The 16,823-nt window shown below is 67.0% G+C and carries 19 protein-coding genes; 15 read left to right on the plus strand and 4 right to left on the minus strand.

Going from position 1 to position 16,823, the window contains the following annotated elements:
• Positions 1-55 precede the first annotated feature (55 nt).
• The 8 genes from H0O22_RS07715 (at position 56) to H0O22_RS07750 (ending at position 8,021) form a co-directional block, all read left to right on the plus strand.
• Positions 56-1,255 (plus strand): NAD(P)/FAD-dependent oxidoreductase, encoded by a 1,200-nt coding sequence (locus H0O22_RS07715; RefSeq protein ID WP_255439220.1) that lies wholly within the window; start codon positions 56-58, stop codon positions 1,253-1,255.
• Positions 1,252-1,905 carry an HAD-IA family hydrolase gene (locus tag H0O22_RS07720; protein ID WP_185186138.1) on the plus strand — a complete coding sequence of 218 codons (654 nt, stop codon included), beginning with the start codon at positions 1,252-1,254 and terminating at the stop codon, positions 1,903-1,905. The genes H0O22_RS07715 and H0O22_RS07720 overlap by 4 nt, the downstream gene beginning before the upstream one ends.
• A complete protein-coding gene (gene hflX, locus H0O22_RS07725; RefSeq protein ID WP_255439221.1) occupies positions 1,902-3,518 on the plus strand; it encodes a GTPase HflX in 1,617 nt (538 codons plus the stop codon). The genes H0O22_RS07720 and hflX overlap by 4 nt, the downstream gene beginning before the upstream one ends.
• Positions 3,519-3,576: 58 nt before the next feature.
• Positions 3,577-4,212, plus strand: coding sequence for a peroxiredoxin (locus H0O22_RS07730; RefSeq protein ID WP_185186139.1), 636 nt, complete (start codon positions 3,577-3,579; stop codon positions 4,210-4,212).
• Positions 4,213-4,282: 70 nt separating this feature from the next.
• On the plus strand, positions 4,283-5,428 hold the full coding sequence (locus H0O22_RS07735; RefSeq protein WP_185186140.1) for an anhydro-N-acetylmuramic acid kinase: 1,146 nt from the start codon (positions 4,283-4,285) through the stop codon (positions 5,426-5,428).
• Positions 5,429-5,502: 74 nt separating this feature from the next.
• On the plus strand, positions 5,503-5,736 hold the full coding sequence (locus tag H0O22_RS07740; RefSeq protein WP_185186141.1) for a hypothetical protein: 234 nt from the start codon (positions 5,503-5,505) through the stop codon (positions 5,734-5,736).
• A gap of 241 nt (positions 5,737-5,977) precedes the next feature.
• Positions 5,978-7,702 (plus strand): ABC-F family ATP-binding cassette domain-containing protein, encoded by a 1,725-nt coding sequence (locus tag H0O22_RS07745; RefSeq protein ID WP_185186142.1) that lies wholly within the window; start codon positions 5,978-5,980, stop codon positions 7,700-7,702.
• A 145-nt stretch (positions 7,703-7,847) separates the two neighbouring features.
• The gene (locus H0O22_RS07750; protein WP_185186143.1) at positions 7,848-8,021 is read left to right on the plus strand and encodes a hypothetical protein; all 174 of its coding nucleotides are present in this window, start codon (positions 7,848-7,850) and stop codon (positions 8,019-8,021) included.
• A 4-nt stretch (positions 8,022-8,025) separates the two neighbouring features.
• Here H0O22_RS07750 and H0O22_RS07755 read toward each other — a convergent pair whose 3' ends face one another.
• Positions 8,026-9,123: a trypsin-like peptidase domain-containing protein gene (locus H0O22_RS07755; RefSeq protein ID WP_185186144.1), complete on the minus strand. Its 1,098-nt coding sequence runs from the start codon at positions 9,121-9,123 to the stop codon at positions 8,026-8,028.
• 122 nt (positions 9,124-9,245) lie between these two features.
• Here H0O22_RS07755 and H0O22_RS07760 point away from each other — a divergent pair, with 122 nt between their 5' ends.
• The 3 genes from H0O22_RS07760 (at position 9,246) to hrpB (ending at position 12,519) form a co-directional block, all read left to right on the plus strand.
• A complete protein-coding gene (locus H0O22_RS07760; RefSeq protein WP_185186145.1) occupies positions 9,246-9,512 on the plus strand; it encodes a DUF2973 domain-containing protein in 267 nt (88 codons plus the stop codon).
• Between the two features lie 89 nt (positions 9,513-9,601).
• Complete coding sequence (locus H0O22_RS07765) at positions 9,602-9,985, plus strand: hypothetical protein (RefSeq protein WP_185186146.1); 384 nt, start codon at positions 9,602-9,604, stop codon at positions 9,983-9,985.
• A 17-nt stretch (positions 9,986-10,002) separates the two neighbouring features.
• Complete coding sequence (gene hrpB, locus H0O22_RS07770) at positions 10,003-12,519, plus strand: ATP-dependent helicase HrpB (protein ID WP_185186147.1); 2,517 nt, start codon at positions 10,003-10,005, stop codon at positions 12,517-12,519.
• Here the strand turns inward: hrpB and H0O22_RS07775 are convergent.
• Positions 12,516-13,313: an HAD family hydrolase gene (locus tag H0O22_RS07775; protein ID WP_255439222.1), complete on the minus strand. Its 798-nt coding sequence runs from the start codon at positions 13,311-13,313 to the stop codon at positions 12,516-12,518. The genes hrpB and H0O22_RS07775 overlap by 4 nt on opposite strands.
• Before the next feature lie 34 nt (positions 13,314-13,347).
• On the opposite strand from H0O22_RS07775, the gene H0O22_RS07780 reads away from it, so the two are divergent.
• The 4 genes from H0O22_RS07780 to H0O22_RS07795 are packed head-to-tail and all read left to right on the plus strand — an operon-like array spanning position 13,348 to position 15,396.
• Positions 13,348-13,563, plus strand: a complete 216-nt coding sequence (locus H0O22_RS07780) for a hypothetical protein (protein ID WP_185188457.1) — start codon at positions 13,348-13,350, stop codon at positions 13,561-13,563.
• Between the two features lie 24 nt (positions 13,564-13,587).
• The gene (xseA, locus tag H0O22_RS07785) at positions 13,588-14,739 is read left to right on the plus strand and encodes an exodeoxyribonuclease VII large subunit (RefSeq protein ID WP_185188368.1); all 1,152 of its coding nucleotides are present in this window, start codon (positions 13,588-13,590) and stop codon (positions 14,737-14,739) included.
• 4 nt (positions 14,740-14,743) lie between these two features.
• Positions 14,744-15,019 (plus strand): exodeoxyribonuclease VII small subunit, encoded by a 276-nt coding sequence (gene xseB / locus H0O22_RS07790; protein WP_185186148.1) that lies wholly within the window; start codon positions 14,744-14,746, stop codon positions 15,017-15,019.
• 8 nt (positions 15,020-15,027) lie between these two features.
• Positions 15,028-15,396: a DUF2834 domain-containing protein gene (locus tag H0O22_RS07795; RefSeq protein ID WP_185186149.1), complete on the plus strand. Its 369-nt coding sequence runs from the start codon at positions 15,028-15,030 to the stop codon at positions 15,394-15,396.
• On the opposite strand, the gene H0O22_RS07800 is transcribed toward H0O22_RS07795, so the two are convergent.
• Both H0O22_RS07800 and H0O22_RS07805 read right to left on the minus strand, forming a co-directional pair.
• Positions 15,397-15,744 carry a zinc ribbon domain-containing protein gene (locus tag H0O22_RS07800; RefSeq protein ID WP_185186150.1) on the minus strand — a complete coding sequence of 116 codons (348 nt, stop codon included), beginning with the start codon at positions 15,742-15,744 and terminating at the stop codon, positions 15,397-15,399. It abuts the gene before it with no gap.
• Positions 15,745-15,776: 32 nt separating this feature from the next.
• Positions 15,777-16,694 (minus strand): YihY/virulence factor BrkB family protein, encoded by a 918-nt coding sequence (locus tag H0O22_RS07805; RefSeq protein ID WP_255439223.1) that lies wholly within the window; start codon positions 16,692-16,694, stop codon positions 15,777-15,779.
• Positions 16,695-16,823: the final 129 nt, after the last annotated feature.

Here is a 16,823-nt window from a genome sequence, read left to right on the forward strand (position 1 = left end):
CAATGCGGGGGGAGATGGTTAGGGTTCGCCCTGGTCTTCTTCTCCACCGTCTGCCGTGCCCCCATCCGAGGTTGAGCCCGCAGCTGTTGTGGTGATCGGCGGTGGCTTCGGTGGTCTCAATACGGCTTTGCAGCTGGCGGCCTCCGCAGAGCACCCGTCGGTGGTGCTGCTCGAGCCCCGCGAGCACTTTCTCTTCCTGCCCCTGCTCTACGAACTGCTCAGCGCTGAGCTGAAACGCTGGGAGATCGCCCCCCGCTACAGCGAACTCCTGGCGGGGTCCGGCGTGGTTTGGATCCAAGAGCGGGCCGCGCGCATCGACCGCGCTAACCGCACGATCACGACGGATAGCGGACGCCAACTGCCCTACAGCAGCGCCGTGATTGCCAGTGGCGGGCAACTGGAGACCTATGGCGTCCCTGGGGTCCGCGAGCACGCCATCGGCTTTCGCACCCTGGAGGACGTGGCCCAGATCCAGGGCTGGATTGACCAGCTCAACACCAAGCAATCGCCCCTGCAGCGGATTGGGATCGTGGGGGCCGGCGCCAGCGGCGTCGAACTGGCCTGCAAGCTGGCCGATCTGTTGGCGGGCAGCGCCATCGTCGAATTGGTGGAGCAAGGCCCCGAGCTGCTCCCGATTGCCAAGGCCTTCAACCGCGAGCAGGCCGGCAAGGCCCTACAGCAACGGGACATCCGGCTGCGCCTCAACACCCGTGTGGCCAGCGTGGAGGCCAACGGGCTGCAGTTGAAGCGACTCGGGGATGGCACGACCAGCGTGGAGACCCTGCGCTGCGATGGCGTGATCTGGACCGCCGGCTTGGCCGCCAGCGTGCCGGAGCTGGAGCCGCCCCTGCCCCTCGACCCGCGGGGTCGGCTGCGCTGCGCGCCCTCGCTCCAGGTGGAGGGCAGCGAGGACCTCTTTGTCCTGGGGGATGCCGCGGCCTGCCCGGACCCCAGCGGCGAGCACCCAAGCGGCGCCCTCTATCCCGCCAATGCCCAGGTGGCCTATCAGCAGGCCAGCTGCATTGCCCGCAACCTGCAACGCCTGCGCATCGGTGCCCCCCTGGACAGTTTCATCTGGAAGGATCTGGGGGAAATGATGGGCCTCGGGATTGGCCAGGCCAGCCTGACGGGCATGGGAGTCACCCTGGCCGGCCCCGCGGCCTTTCAACTGCGGCGCCTGGCTTACCTGGCGCGGATGCCCGGCCTGCCCCAACAGCTGAAGGTGGCCGGCGGTTGGCTGGCGAAGTGGTTGTGACCCGGCCCAGCGGCCTGCTGCTGGATGCGATGGGCACCCTGATTGGCCTGCGCCAGTCCGTCGGGGAGAGTTACGCCGCCATCGCCCAGGACTTTGGGCTGGAGGTCGCCCCCGAGGAGATCAATGGCGTCTTTGCTGGCCTCTTTCGCCAGGCGCCGGAGCTGGCCTTTCCCGCGCTGAGCGGAGAGGAGCTCGCCCAAGCGGAGGAACGGTGGTGGACCGATCTGGTGGCCAAAGTCTTCCAAGCCTGCGGTCACGACGCTCCGTTGCCGGACGGGTTTGGAACAACCCTCTTCCAGCACTTCGCCGATGCGGAACCCTGGCTGGTCTATCCCGATGTGGCCGCGAACCTGCAGCGCTGGAAGCAGCGGGGCTTGAAGCTGGCGGTGGTCAGCAACTTCGATCAGCGGCTGCTGGCCCTGCTGGAAGCACTCGAGCTCAGCCCCCTGCTGGATGCAGTGGTGGTCTCCTCTGTGGTCGGGGCCGCCAAACCCAGCCCCTTGCCGCTGCAGGTGGCGCTCGAGCAACTGGAGCTCAACGCTGATCAGGTCTGGCACATCGGCGATAGCCCAGAGGATCAGGCCAGTGCGGCGGCCGCAGGCCTCCGCTGCCTGCTGATCAAGCGCCCGAAACCCAAGGGCACCCCTTGAAGCAATCCGCGTTGATGGGCCGCACCGCTGGATTGCGGCCCGCTCAAACCCGGCGCTTGGAGCGGCTCAGCCATCGGCGCCACCCGGAGAGCGCCGGGGTCGACTGGATCAGCCTGCAGCGCCTGGCGGCCGAAAGCGCGGAGCTGGATCTCCCCCTCAGCCTGGTCCTTGATGAACGGGGCCTCTGCCGTCTGCTCTGGGTCGGCCCCCTGGAGCAATCGGGACGCCTGCTCGAGCGCCTGCCAGGGGGCCCCCGCCGGCAGGGCAACGCCCTGCGCTTGATCACCTGCGTCGGCCGGGCCAAGCACCTAGAGCCCCATGGCCATGAAGCCGTCGTGGGGCTCGACCTGCAGCCGGGTTTTTGGCTGCGCTTCGGCAACAGCCCCCAGGCCGGCGGCCACTGGCCCGCCGCGGCCTTCAGCCCGAGCAGCGACCCCCACTGCCCCTGGCGGACCTTGGAGGAGGACGATCTGGCGGCCCTCTGTGGGTTGGCGCCGCCGGAGACCCGTGAGCCCACGCACGCCCAAGCAACACCGGGAATCGAGCAGGTGCTGCTGCTGGTGCTCAGCCCCAGCGACCCCGAAGCGGCCCGCCGCGAAATCGCGGAGCTCGAAGGCCTCGTGCGCAGTGCGGGGGCCAAGCCCCTGGGCCTGGTGGTGCAGCGTCAGTCGAACCGCGTCGGCCAGAACCTTTGGGGTGAAGGCAAGGTGCAGGAGGCCGCTCTGGAAGCCCGGCGTCTGGGGGCGTCGCTGGTGGTGACCGATCGGGAACTCACCCCAGCCCAGGCCAGGAACCTGGAGGCACGGCTCGAGCTGCCCGTGAGCGACCGCAGTGAGCTGATCCTGGACATCTTTGCCCAACGGGCCGCCAGTGCCGCCGGGCGTCTCCAGGTGGAACTCGCGCAGCTGCGCTACCGCCTGCCCCGGCTCGCCGGCCGGGGCCTCTCGCTCTCTCGGCAAGGGGGGGGGATCGGCACCCGCGGCCCGGGGGAGACCCAGCTGGAGAAAGACCGGCGGGCCATTGCCCGCCGCATCGACAAATTGCAGCGGGATGTGCAAAAGCTCCGGGAACACCGGGCGCGGCTGCGCAGCAACCGGCGCTCCCAACGGCGCTTAGCCCTGGTGGGCTACACGAACGCCGGCAAAAGCTCCCTGCTAAACGCCCTGAGCAAGGCACCACAGCAGGAGGCGGTACTGGCGGAGAACAAGCTTTTCGCCACGCTGGATCCGACCACCCGGCGGATCGTGCAGCCCCATCCGGAGGGGGGTGCCCCGGCCCATTTGCTCCTGACGGACACGGTGGGCTTCATCCGCGACCTGCCGCCCCCGCTGGTGGAAGCCTTCCGCTCCACCCTGGAAGAAACCCTGGATGCCGATCGGCTGCTGCTCGTGGTCGACCTCTCCGATCCCGCCTGGAGCGAGCAGCTGCGCACCGTCCACGCGATCCTCGATGAGCTGGGCAGTGAGGTGCCCCGGCAGCTGATCGCCAACCAAATCGACCGCTGCCCCGCCGGAGCGATCGATCAGGCCAAAGCCCTGGACCCCAAAGTGCTGTTTGTCTCCGCCACCGGTGGGCTGGGCCTCGAGCACCTGAAGAGCAGCCTCTTCGCCTGAAGCCCGTCAGGGCCCCGGGCGGATGTGCCACCATCAGCGCCTTCAACCGGCCACGGCCATGCCTCTGCAGCTCGGCGACACCGTTCCCGATTTCACCCAGGACTCCCAGCTGGGTCCGATCAACCTCTACGACTTCGCTGGTGACAGCTGGGTTGTGCTGTTCTCCCACCCCGCTGACTACACCCCGGTCTGCACCACCGAACTGGGTGAGGTCTCCCGCCTGCGCGCGGAATGGGACAAGCGCAATGTCAAAACCATTGCGCTGAGCGTCGATTCCGCCGAGAGCCACAAGGGCTGGATCTGCGACATCAACGAGGTCCAGAACACCACCGTTGACTACCCGATCCTCGCCGACGAGGACAAGAAGGTGAGCGATCTCTACGGGATGATCCATCCCAATTCGCTCAACAACCTGACGGTGCGCTCGGTCTTTATCATCGACCCGAGCAAGAAGCTGCGCCTGCAGATCACCTATCCCGCCAGCACCGGCCGGAACTTCAACGAGATCCTGCGGGTGATCGACTCCCTGCAACTCACCGACCACCACCAGGTCGCCACCCCGGTGAACTGGACCGACGGTCAGGACTGCGTCGTGGTGCCTTCGATCCCCACGGACGAAGCCCGCAGCAAGTTCCCCAAGGGTGTCACCGAGATCAAGCCCTACCTGCGCATGACCCCGCAGCCCAACAAGTGACAGTGAGTCGCTGAACCCTCGTCAGAGGCGCTGGCCCTCGGGAGAATTCCCGGGGGCTTTTTGCTGGGCGATGCGGGTCTTGGGACTGATGAGCGGCACCAGCGCCGATGGCGTTGATGGGGTGCTCGCCAGCTTCCATGGACCGGTTCACCGGCCCCACTGGCAGATCCACGGCCGAGCCTCGGTGGCCTACCCGGCCCGCTTGCGCGATCAGATCGTGGCGGTCGGCCAGGGGCAACCCACCACGGCGGCGGACCTACTGGAACTCGGCGAAGCCCTGACCGAGGTGCAGGCCGAGGCGGCCCTGGCTTGCGATCCGAAGGGCAGCGCTGAGCGGGTGGGCTGCCATGGCCAGACCCTCTGGCACCGTCCCCCCAGCCCTGAGCGGGCCGGGAACAGCTGGCAACTGCTGCATGCGCAGCGCTTGGCCCACCGGCTGGACACGCCCGTGGTCTTTGATTTCCGTGCCGCCGATCTCGCCCTGGGCGGCCAAGGGGCGCCGCTCGTGCCGGCCGCGGATGCCGCCCTCCTTCCCCCCATTGGCGGCTGGCGGGCCCTGCTGAACCTGGGAGGCATCGCCAACTTGACCCTGCTGCCGCCCGGCTCGGGGCCTGAGCGGGGCGCGGCGGTGCTCGGCTGGGATTGCGGCCCCGCCAACACGCTGCTGGACCTGGCGGTGCGGCACTTCAGCCAGGGTGCCCAGAGCTTTGATGCGGGCGGGGCCTGGGCAGCCAAGGGCCAGGCCGATGAGGTCCTGATCAGCCGCTGGCTGCAGGAGCCCTACGTCCAGGGCCGGCCCCCAAAATCGACGGGCCGGGAGCTCTTTGGCGCCGCCGATCTCGAGCGCCGCCTGCGGGAGATCCATCCAGCCGAACCCGCCGATGCCCTCGCCACCTTGACGGGCTTCACCGCCGCGGTGGTCGCCCAGGATTTGCAGCACGGGACTCCCCCCTTGGAGCTGCTCGTGGCGGGGGGAGGCGTGCGCAACGCCACCTTGATGGCGGAACTGCGGCGACGCTGCCGCGGCCTGCGCCTGCGCCCCCTGGCGGAGCTTGGCATCGCCGAGAGCGATCGCGAGGCCTTGGCCTTTGCCCTGCTGACCTGGTGGCACGCCCGGGGCGTAAGTGGCTCGCTGACCTCGGTCACCGGAGCACGCCGCCCCTCGGTGCTTGGACTCTGCGCAGATCCACCGGGGCGGGCAGGCCAGCGGCCCTGAGATCAACTTCCGTCGCGAAGGATCGGCAAGAGGCGATGCCATCCATAAGGTGAGAGGGACCGGCCGAAGAATCGATGAGTTCCGGCAATGCCCCCGCGCTCTACGAGCGCATCCGCAGCGACCACGACCTCACCCAGGAGCTATTCCGGCAAGCCCTGCAGGACCCCTCAGGCACCCTCAGTCGCATCTGTGAACTGGGAGCCAGCTGGGGGCTGCCCGTCAGTCGCGACGACGTCAAAGCCCACCTGGCGAGCGTCGAGGATCCCGACACCAAGCAGTGGCTGCTCAAGGCCCGCGGCGGACTCTGAGCGGTTGCGCTGGGGACGGCGGTCTTCGCCCATCCAACTGAAAAACAGCCAGTAGCTGACGATCGCGAGGCCTGCGGCCACCACCAGGGCCGCCACCTGCTCGAGTCGCTTGACCATGGCGGTCCAGGCAGTCAGGAAGCTCCAGTCTGCCGGGCTGATCGGACCGGAATCGGCCGGAGGGAGATGATGCTGGTACGACCCAGGGCGTGAGCCCGAACCGGCGCCCTCTACCGCTACCGCCTTGCTTCGCCTCGAACGCGTCTCCAAGATCTATCCCACGGGCGAGGTGCTCCGGGATGTCACCTGGGAGGTGAAAGCCGGCGACCGCATTGGCCTGGTCGGCGTGAATGGCGCCGGAAAATCCACCCAGATGCGGATCATTTCTGGTCTGGAGGAGCCCAGCAGTGGGCAGGTGGTGAAGCAGGGGGAACCCCGCATCGTTTACCTCCAACAGGAATTTGACGTCGATCTGACGCGCACGGTGCGTCAGGAGCTCTTCCAGGCCTTCGGCGAGGCCGCACAGGTGCTCAACCGCCAGCGCCAGGTGGAAGAGGAGATGGCCTCCGAGAAGGCCGCGAGCGACCCCGATCACCTCGACGAGCTGATCCATGAACTCGGCCGGCTGCAAAGCCGCTTTGAGGGCCTCCATGGCTATGAGCTCGATGCCCGCATCGACAAGCTGCTGCCCACCATCGGCTTCACCCCGGAGGGGGCCGAGCAGCTCGTGGCGGACTACTCGGGCGGCTGGCAGATGCGGATTGCCCTGGGCAAGGTGCTCCTCCAAGAACCCGACCTGCTGCTGCTGGACGAACCGACGAACCACCTGGACGTCGAGACGATCCAATGGCTCGAGGACTACCTGATCGGCCAGACCTGTCCCCTGGTGGTCATCAGCCATGACCGGGCCTTCCTCGATCGGGTCTGCAACCAAATCGTCGAGACCGAACGGGGCGTCTCCCGCAGCTACCTGGGCAACTACAGCAACCACCTCGAGCAGAAGGCGCTGGAGCGGGAAGCCGGCCAGGCGGCCTTTGAGCGGCAACAGAAGGAACTCGCCACCCAACAGGCCTACATCGACCGCTTCCGCGCCAGCGCCACCCGATCCACCCAGGCCAAGAGCCGCGAGAAGCTGCTCGACAAGGTGGAGCGGATCGAGGCCCCCATCGAGAGCGTCAGCGGTCCACGCTTCCAGTTCCCGCCCGCGCCGCGCAGCGGACGGCTGATCGCTGAGATCAAGGACCTGACCCACAGCTACGGCGAGCAGATCCTCTTTTTGGGGGCGAACCTCGAAATTGAACGGGGCGATCGGATTGCCTTTGTCGGCCCCAATGGGGCCGGGAAATCGACCCTGCTGCGGCTGGTCATGGGCATCGAGACCCCCGAGGAGGGCTCAGCCGCGCTGGGGGAGCACAACGTGATCGCCAGCTACTTCGAGCAGAACCAAGCCGAAGCCTTGGATCTGAGCAAAACGGTGATCGACACCATGTTCGAGGCCGTGCCGGACTGGACCCAAACCCAGGTGCGCTCCCTGCTGGGCAGCTTCTGCTTCAGCAATGACGCCGTCTTCAAAGAGGTCGGCAAGCTCAGCGGCGGCGAGAAGGCCCGCCTGGCCCTGGCCCTGATGCTGCTCAGCCCCTGCAATCTGCTGGTGCTGGATGAGCCGACGAACCACCTCGACATCCCCGCGAAGGAGATGCTGGAGAACGCCCTGCGGGACTACGAAGGGGCGGCCCTGGTGGTCAGCCACGACCGTTATTTCGTCTCCCAGGTCGCCAACAAGATCGTCGAAATCCGCGACGGCGAACTGGTGGTCTATCGCGGCGATTACGCCTACTACCGCGAGAAGAAAGCCGAGGAGGCCGCCGCCACCCAAGCCGCCCTGGAGGCCGCCGAACAAGAGGCCAAGCGCAAGGCCAAACGCGACAAACAAAAAGCCAAGGAGGCAGCCCGAAAGTCCGCTGCCTGACAGGAAAAAGCCGGCAAAATTACAGGCAAGATCGAATAAATACCTAACGCATAAACTTCACATTGCCCTAGGCAAGATGACTCATTCTTCTAGGGGTTATCGACAACTTGTGCATAGGCTGTTAGGGACCATTCGAGAGCCGGCCATGGACCCCCTGTTCAACACCACTCCATCGGCCTTCAGCTCCAGCTACGGCTCCGCTCCAGTGCGCAACGAGAGCGACCCGGTGAGCAGCTACTTCGAATGCATCACGGCCTGCTCGGTGGATGACGGCGAATGCGTCACCCAATGCGTCGAGGTTCTGCGCGAGCAGCAATGAAGCCCTAGCGCTTCATCAAGGTCGAGAGCTCAACGGGGGTCACGCTGACCTCCAGGGTTCGACCATCCCGCTCCAGCTCAAGCCGCAAGGGGCGCCCAACGCCATGGCGACTGACCACCTGAATCAGGGCCGCCGGATCCGCCACCGCCTGTCCCGCCGCGGCCACGATCACATCGCCAGCCTGCACCCCAGCCCGGGCAGCGGGTCCAGCAGGCATCACGCTGCGCACCTTCGCTCCTGAGCCATTGCGCACCGGCTCAAGGGCGACCCCAACCATCGCGTGGCTGACCTTGCCACTGGTGACCAATTGCTCGGCCACCGAACGGGCCTGATTCACCGGAATAGCAAAGCCCAGGCCCGCCCCAGGTCCGGAGCGCACCAGGGTGTTGATGCCAATCACCTCGCCGTCGGCGTTCAGCAACGGACCACCGGAATTGCCGGGGTTAATGGCCGCATCCGTCTGAATCAGTTGCAGACGCTTATCGGTGATCCCCAAGGCCGCCGCGTTGCGGTTGAGGCTGCTGACGATCCCGAAGGTGACGGTCTGATCCAGTCCAAAGGGATTGCCCACGGCGATGACCCACTCCCCCACCTGCAGGGCATCGGAATCGCCCAGGGCGGCCACGGGCCAGGGACCCGGTCCGCTCAGGCGCACCACCGCCAGATCGGTGACGTCGTCACTGCCCACCACCTTCCCCTCGACGCGGCGGCCGTCGGGGAGGCCCACCATGACGCGCGTGCTGCCCTCCACAACGTGGGCATTGGTGAGCAGCAGGCCGGAGGCGTCGTAAAGCACCCCGCTGCCCTGGCCCCGCTCGGTCCGCTGGGAGGGCGGAATGCGGGTCGTGCCGCCCCCGGGCGGCAGACCGAAGAACTGCCGCAGCCTGGGGTCGTTGAACGGGAAAGGGGACACCAGGGCCCCGCCGGGGACCACGACGGTACGCTCCGTGTCGATCGTGACCACCGCCGGACCGGTGCGCTTGACCGCCTCGGCCACAAAGGATTGGCGTGTGATCGCCGGGGCGGGGGCGCTTTGGGCCGACACCGGCGGCAGACCCGCCAAGAGCGCACCACCGCTGCTCGCCAGCAGAAGGCCGGCCATCCGTGCCGCTACGCCAGCCATCCGATCTCGAGCAAATCTGCGAAACCGTAAGCAGAACGCTTCAAAGCGCGCAACCACCGGGGCGCACGCGATGATGGTCGGATCGTGCGCCTGGCTGGTTCATGCTCGCCACCACACCTGATCTCGGTTTGGTCGCCAGCAAGCTGCTGCCGCTGGTCTATGGCGCCTGTTTCATCGGCCTGCTCTGGCAGGCCTTCCGGATCATGGCCCGCGGTTACTCGGCGGTGCCGCGCCCCGGCGATCAAGACCGCACCCCCCAAGGCGATCGCACCGGCCGGTTGACCATTCATCCCGAACTCCTGGATCAGGACGGGCAACTCACCCAAGACGACCTGCTGACGGTTCGTTTTGGCGAGGACGACGACTAGCCCGCCTGGTTGAACGACCCCCAGGCAGCCCGCTTGGACCCTCCAGCTGGTACAACCAGTGGGTGCTTGTGAACATTGGCGGAGGCCGAGTGGAGCAAAGAACCCGGATCGTGGCTGCTGTGCTCAAGGCCATCAAGCTGCCCCCGCGCTTCCAGCTCAAGTTGGTGAAAGAGGATCCCGTTCGACTCGAACTGATCCTGACTCCTGCCTACGGCAAGGACCCCATCCTGGTGGGCCTGGTTGAGTCCCAGGACCTCGTGGCCCGCCGCGACCGCGAGGGGCGGATCCCCCGCGATCTTCAAGGCACCTGGGATTGGACGGTGCGTCACGGCAAGGTGAACACCGGCGGCTGGAACCCCTATCTCAAGGAAGCCCTGCAAACGATGTTCGAGACCGGTCTGCCGGCCATCGTTTACGAGGAACTGACTGGCGAGCTCTATCACCCGGTTGATGGCGCGCGCCACGTGCGCTGAGCCCCGAACCAGCCACCGTGCCGCTTCCGATTGAGCCGCTGCTGCCTGACCTGGTGCAGCAGCTCGGGCCAGGCGGCACCTTGCTCCTGCAGGCTCCGCCAGGGGCCGGCAAAACCACGGGCGTTCCCCTAGCGCTGCTCGAGGCGTTGCCGCCGGAGAGCGGCAGCATCTTGATGCTCGAGCCGCGTCGCTTGGCCGCCAAAGCCGCGGCCGAGCGCCTGGCCAGCAGCCTGGGGGAGGAGGTCGGCGACCGGGTCGGCTATCGGGTTCGCCTTGAAAGCCGCGTGACGGCGGCGACTCGGGTTGAGGTCATGACCGACGGCCTCTTCCTGAGGCAACTGCAGGCCGACCCCAGCCTGGAGGGGGTGGCCTGCGTGATCTTCGATGAATTCCACGAGCGCCGCAGCGAGGCGGACCTCGCCCTGGCCCTACTGCGGGAGGCCCGCACGCTGATTGCCCCAGAGGTGCGCCTCCTGGTGATGTCGGCGACGCTGAACCTCCAGCCCCTGCGCGAACAACTCCCGGAGGCGGCGCTGCTCACCAGCGAAGGGCGGTGCTTCCCGGTGGCCGTCCAGCACCAACCGGCCCGGGAGCGCGAGACCCTGGCGGCCCAAGTGGTGCGGGCCCTGGAAGCCCAGTGGCTCGACCAACGCCACGACCATGAAACGGTCCTGGTCTTCCTGCCGGGGCAACGCCAGATTCAGCAGTGCCAAGAGGCGATCGCGAGCACCCGCTGGTCAGAAGACCTGGAGATCTGCCCGCTGCACGGCAACTTGCCGTTGGGTGAGCAAAGTCGGGCGATCCAAGCCAGCCGCGGCCCAGCAGGGAAGGTGGTGCTGGCGACGGCCATTGCCGAAAGCTCTTTGACGATTGCGGGGGTGACCCTGGTCATCGACAGCGGCTTCAGCCGCCGCAGCCGCTTTGATCCCGCCAGCGGCATGGAGAGCCTGGTCACCCTGCCCGCCAGCCAGGCCAGCGCCGAACAACGGGCCGGACGGGCCGGACGCCTGGGGCCGGGGCGGGCGATTCGCCTCGGGAGCCCGGCCGAGCAGCAGCGGCGCCCGGCCTTTGATCCACCGGCCCTGCTGGAGGCCGACCCGGCCCCGCTGGTGCTGCAACTGGCCCAATGGGGCGCGGGCCTGGGCGAAGAGCTGCCCTGGCTGGAGCCGCCCCCACGCCCCCACCTGCTGGAGGGACAAGAGCTGCTGCGGCAGCTGGGGGCCCTGAACGGGGCGGGGCAACTCAGCGCCCATGGCCGTCAACTCAGCCAACTCGGGGTGCATCCCCGCCTGGGACAGGTGCTACTGCAGTCGCGGGACCTGGGTGTCCCCAGCCTGGGCTGTGCCCTGGCGGCCCTACTCAGCGAACGGGACCCGTTGCGGCTCGACGAGGCCGGCTGCGACCTGCTGCGCCGGTTGGATTGGCTGCGGCAGAACGGCCGCGACCATCGCCGCCGCACCATCCAACAGCTGCAGGCCCAACTGGAGCGCCAGCTCAAGGGCATGAAGACGGGCTCCCCTCAGCCCCAACCGGAAACGCCTGGCCATGAGGCCGTCCTCTGCGCGGAGCTGATTGCCCATGCCTACCCCGAGCGGGTCAGCCTGCAGCGCCCCGGTACGCCCGGCCGCTACCAGCTCCGATCGGGCCGTGGGGCGGAGCTCCATCCCGGCGACCCCCTCTGGGGCAGCGAGGCCCTGGCCATTGCCCATGCCGATGGCGGCGGCAGCGACTGCCGGATTCAACTGGCCCTGGCCCTTCCCAAAAGCAGCCTCGAGCAGCTGGCGCAGGAGCAGGGCGAACGCCGGCAGGCAGTGAGCTGGGATCCGGCCCAAGGGAGGGTCAAAGCCGAGGAGTGCCTGCAACTGGGGGCCCTCACCCTGGAGCGCCACCCCCTGCGGGATCCCCCCGCTGACGCGCTGCGGGCCGCCCTGTTGGAGGGCCTGGCCGATCTGGGGCTGGAAGCCCTGCCCTGGAACAAGGCCGCACGGCAATTGCAGCAGCGGCTCTGCCTGGCCCACCGGGAACTGGGCGCACCCTGGCTCGACCGCAGCGATGCGGCCCTCCTGGCGGATCCCGAACGCTGGCTGGGGGATCAATTGGACGGCCTGCGCTCACGCCAAGACCTGCAGGACCTCAACCTCTGCGAGGCCCTCTGGAGTGGCCTGGACTGGTCCCTGCGGCAGGAGCTGGAGACCCTGCTGCCGACGCGCTTGGCGATTCCCTCCGGCCGCGAGGCCAGCCTGGATTACACGGACGGGACCCCGGTGCTCGCCGTGAAGCTGCAGGAGCTCTTTGGTTCCGCCAACACCCCCACGGTGCTACGCGGACGCCTTCCAGTGACGGTGCAGCTGCTCTCGCCAGCCGGTCGGCCCGCCGCGATCACCCAGGACCTCGCCGGGTTCTGGAACGGGGCCTACAAGGACGTCCGGCGGGAGCTACGGGGCCGCTACCCCCGCCATCCCTGGCCCGAGGATCCGGCCAATGCACAGGCGACGGCCCTCACCAAGAAACGCCTGGAGCAGCAGCAGCGCTAGGCGGCCCAGAGGTGGCCAAAGCCAAAGTGGCGCAGCCCCTCGGCAATGCCCTGGCAGCCGTGGCCTTGGGCGTAATAGACGCCCGAGAGACGGGGCAACTGCTCCACCAAGGCCGGTTCGGCATTGCCGACCATGACCCCTTTGAGGCCGGTTTCAAACATCGCCAGATCGTTGAGGGTGTCCCCCGCGGTCACCACCGTGGCGTGATCGGCCTCCAGCCACTCCAGCAGCGAGAGCAGGGTGGTTCCCTTGTTCACCCCGCCGGGGAGCACATCGAAATATCGGTTGTCAGAGAGCACCACCGTGGCCCCCTCGGCCTCAATGACGGGGATCAGGTCCTGGTTGAACTGCTCGAGATCGACATAGAAGGCCAGGCGGCGATTGGAGCTCATCGGCTGCAGCTCCAGCCCGGGCTGCCCAGCCAAGAGAGTCCGGAGGCGCGGTTCAAGGGCTTGCCAGCGCTGCTCAATCGGATCGACCGCCAGGGGCACCGGCAGCAGCGAAGAACCGCAGGCCACGGTGCAACCCACGTCACCAATAACGAGGTGGGGTGCGGCCAGCCCCAACGGTTCGTCCACGCTCAGCACCTGGGCGATGGCCCCCAGATCCCTGCCGGTGCAGAAGACATGGAGGACGCGCTCCCGTTGCTCGGCCAGCCAGCGATAGAAGGCCCGGCGCTCCTCACTGGGTCCCCCCAGCAGGGTGCCATCGAGATCCGTGACCAGGACCAGCTCCGGGCGCTCCGGCAGCGGCGCAGAGAGCTGACTTTGCAGACGCGCTCGAGGGGACGTCACAAGGCACGCGGGCAAAGGCGCGCCAACGCTATCGGTGGGCCAAACTGGCTGCGGTTGTGCGATCTGCAGAGTCCTGGCCCGCTTCTACGCCAAAAATCGACGCGACGGTGCCCGCCTGCTCAGCTCGGCTCTGGTGCTGACCACCATTGCCCTGTTCAACCTTCAGAACCCGATTGGCCTGGGCCTCAGCGTGGTCGGCGCCCTCGTCTGCCTCTACTGGTGGAGCTGCTACCGCCAACTCGAGCGTTGATGCTCCCTCGCGCCTGAGCCCGTGTTGAAGAGCGACTCCGGCATCCCGCGTTACAGCGTCGCGGAACTGAACCAAGCGATTGGATCGCTGCTCGAGCGCGGCTTTGCGCCCCGCTTTCTGCTCGAGGCCACCGTTTCACGGCCGCAGCTGAAAAAGGGCCACCTCTGGCTGACCCTGGTTGATGAATCGGCGTCGATCTCTGGGGTGGTCTGGTCATCCCAGCGGGAGCGCCTGAGCTACCAGCCCCGCGAAGGGGATGGGGTGCTCGTGGTCGGCAAGCTGAACTTCTGGGCCAGCCGCGCCAACCTCTGCGTTCAGATCCTGGACATCCGGCCAGCCCTGAGCGCGGTGCTGCGGCAGTTCGAGCGGGTCTGCGCCGTGCTGGAGCCGGAGGGCCTCTTGGCGGCCGAGCGCAAGCGGGCCCTGCCGGAGATGCCAGCGGCGATTGCCCTGATGACGAGCGTGCCCAGCTCCGCCCTGGCGGACATGCTGCGTACAGCCCAGGAGCGCTGGCCGGCGACCACGGTCCACGTCGTCCCGATCCCCGTGCAGGGGATGGTGGCCGGCACCATTCGAGAGCGCCTGGCCGAGGTGATCGAACGCAGCGCCGACGCGCAGATTGAAGCGATCGTCCTCGCCCGGGGGGGCGGCAGCCGGGAAGACCTTGCGGTCTTCGATGACGAGGACCTGGCCCGGGATCTGGCGGCCAGTCCGATCCCGGTGGTGACCGGCCTGGGCCACGAGGACGACACGACCGTGGCGGATCTGGTGGCGGACTACCGGGCGGCGACCCCAACGGCGGCGATCGTGGCCCTGCTGCCGGACCGCGAGGCCCTGGCCCAGGGACTCCAGCACCGTCTGGCCATCGTGCGGCAACTGATGCTGCATCGCCTCCAGCAGGGACAGCAACGTCTTGAACTCCAGCGCCAGAGGCTGAACCAATGCCACCCCATGCGGCTGCTGGAGCAGGAGCGCAGCCGGCTGAAGCAACGGTTGCAGTTGCTCGAAGCCCTCTCGCCGCAACGGCTGCTCAGGCGCGGCTTCTCCTTGGTGCGCAAGGCCGACGGCTCCCTGCTGCGTTCCGTTAGCCAGAGCCAAAAGGGAGATGCGCTCCGCCTGGAACTGGTAGACGGCAAGATCGAGGCGGTGGTGGAGCAGGTGAGCGCCCAACCCTGATGCGATGACCGAGAGCAAACCCCAGCCCAAACGCAGAAAGACGGCCAGCAAGAGCAAGGCGGCTGAGGCCGAGCAGTGGCAGAAGGAGGTCGACCAGCTGAGCTACCAGGAGGCCAACACCGCACTGGAGCTCACCCTGGCCAAGTTGCAATCGGCGGAGTTGGAGGTGGAAGAGATGGCCGGGCTCTACCGCCGGGCCGAGGCCTATGCGGCCCGCTGCCAAGTCGTCCTCGAGCAGGTCGCCCAGGAAGTGGTCGAATGGGAGGCACTGAGCTCCTAGAGACCGCGATGACCGCCAAACCCGTGCAGCAACCCTGGCTGGCCTGGGTTTATCTCGCCCTGGCGGTGGCGGGGGGCGTGCTGCCCTGGCTCTCCAACCTGGAGTTCATGCGGCAGTACGGCGCGAGCTTTGACCTGGCCCAGTTCATCGCCTTAGCGAATGCCAATCCGGCCGCGGAATCCCTCTCCCGTGACTTGCTCGTGGGTGCGTCGGCGATCACGGTCTGGATGATTGTCGAGAGCCGTCGCCTGCAGATGCGCCATCTGTGGATCGTGCTGCTCAGTGCCGGCACGATCGCCTTTGCCTTCGCGGCCCCCTTCTTTCTGTTCCTGCGAGAGCGCCGTCTGGCCGAAATGGCACGAACGGCGGAAGGCTGACTACTGGTCCGTGACGTCCTGCACTTGAACGTCGACCACCGCATCACTGGCGGGGGCATCGACGGGTTTGGCCGCTGAGCCAGCGGGACGCACCTGGCTGAGGTCAGCGCCGCAGGCCGGACAGAGTGCGGAACCGACGCTTGGGGTGCCGCAGGCCGGACAGGTCACAAGGCGGCGCTTGAACCACTGCCAGGCCAAAAATCCGGCCCCACCGAGCACGAGCGGACCAAAGACGAGCAGCAGGGTGATGCCCTCGAGCACATCCACGAACAGACGACCGGCCAAGCCTGGAGCGATCAAGAGCACGCCGATCAGCGAGATCCAGAGCCAAGGAATCGGACGTTGCATCGCCTAGAGGGAACAGAGCCGCCGCACGCTCATCATCCTGCCGAAAGCTCGCGGCGCTTGCTGCAGACCACGCTGAGGGCCATGCCGTAATAGACAACGAGTGCCACCAGCCAGACCCAGAGACTCAGGACGAGGACACCACCGATCACGCCGTAGGCCTGGAAGCGCGCACCCAGGGAGATCAGGCTTCGCCCCAGGGCCAGGTTGAGCCCGGTGAGGGCTGTGCCGATCAGAAGCGCGCCAGGAACCAGAGGCCGCAACGGCACCCGCCGGGTCGGCATGAACGCCAGCAGGACGAACGCCAACGAGCAACTGATCAGAACGCTGATCCCCAAATCCACCAGCAGCGGCACAGGCGCCCAGAGGTGCAATTGCTCGGGCAACCAACTCTCCAAGAGCGAACGCCAGCTCCCCGGCTTGAGCAAACGCAGGTTCGTTGTGAGCTGGTCAAGGACGACAAAGAAGCCGATCAGAACAACAACAATGAGTGACTCAATACGGTTGCGAATAAACTTCCAAACCGGCTTTTTCCAGTTCTCCGGTGGAGTCAGGATTGGACGAAATCCCCAAAGCCGGTCCGCGCCGCGCTGGAGGCTGAGATAAGCGTTCGTCGAAGAAATCACCAAGAAGATGACACCAATCAAGCCCGCGCCGGTGCCCTGTTTATAGAGACGTAGCAGCGTCGTACTCACCAAGGGCAGAGCCGAAGGCGGCAAAAACTGATCTGCAAAGGCGATGACCTGATCAGCCAGACCATCCATCCGGCCCAGAACAAGCCCGGCCACACCCAAGGCAATCAGAAGAATCGGGAAGAAGGATTGAAGACTGTGATACGCGAATGCCGCGCTGAGATCGACACAATCTTCTCGATCCCAGAGGCGGTAGGCCTTCCAGAACGGCTTCACAATGGCGCGCCAGCGACGCGAACCCACCAACACCTGCACAATCACTTGGCCTGAATCAACAATAGGCCTCAGCCTCGGTCGCCCCATCGGGACGGAGCCTGGCCACCACGTCCAGCACCCAGGATTCCCGAGCCGCTATTTCAAGCCAACAAAAAAGCCACCCTTAAGGGGTGG

The sequence above is a fragment of the Synechococcus sp. LTW-R genome (assembly GCF_014217875.1).
Lineage (GTDB): Bacteria > Cyanobacteriota > Cyanobacteriia > PCC-6307 > Cyanobiaceae > Vulcanococcus.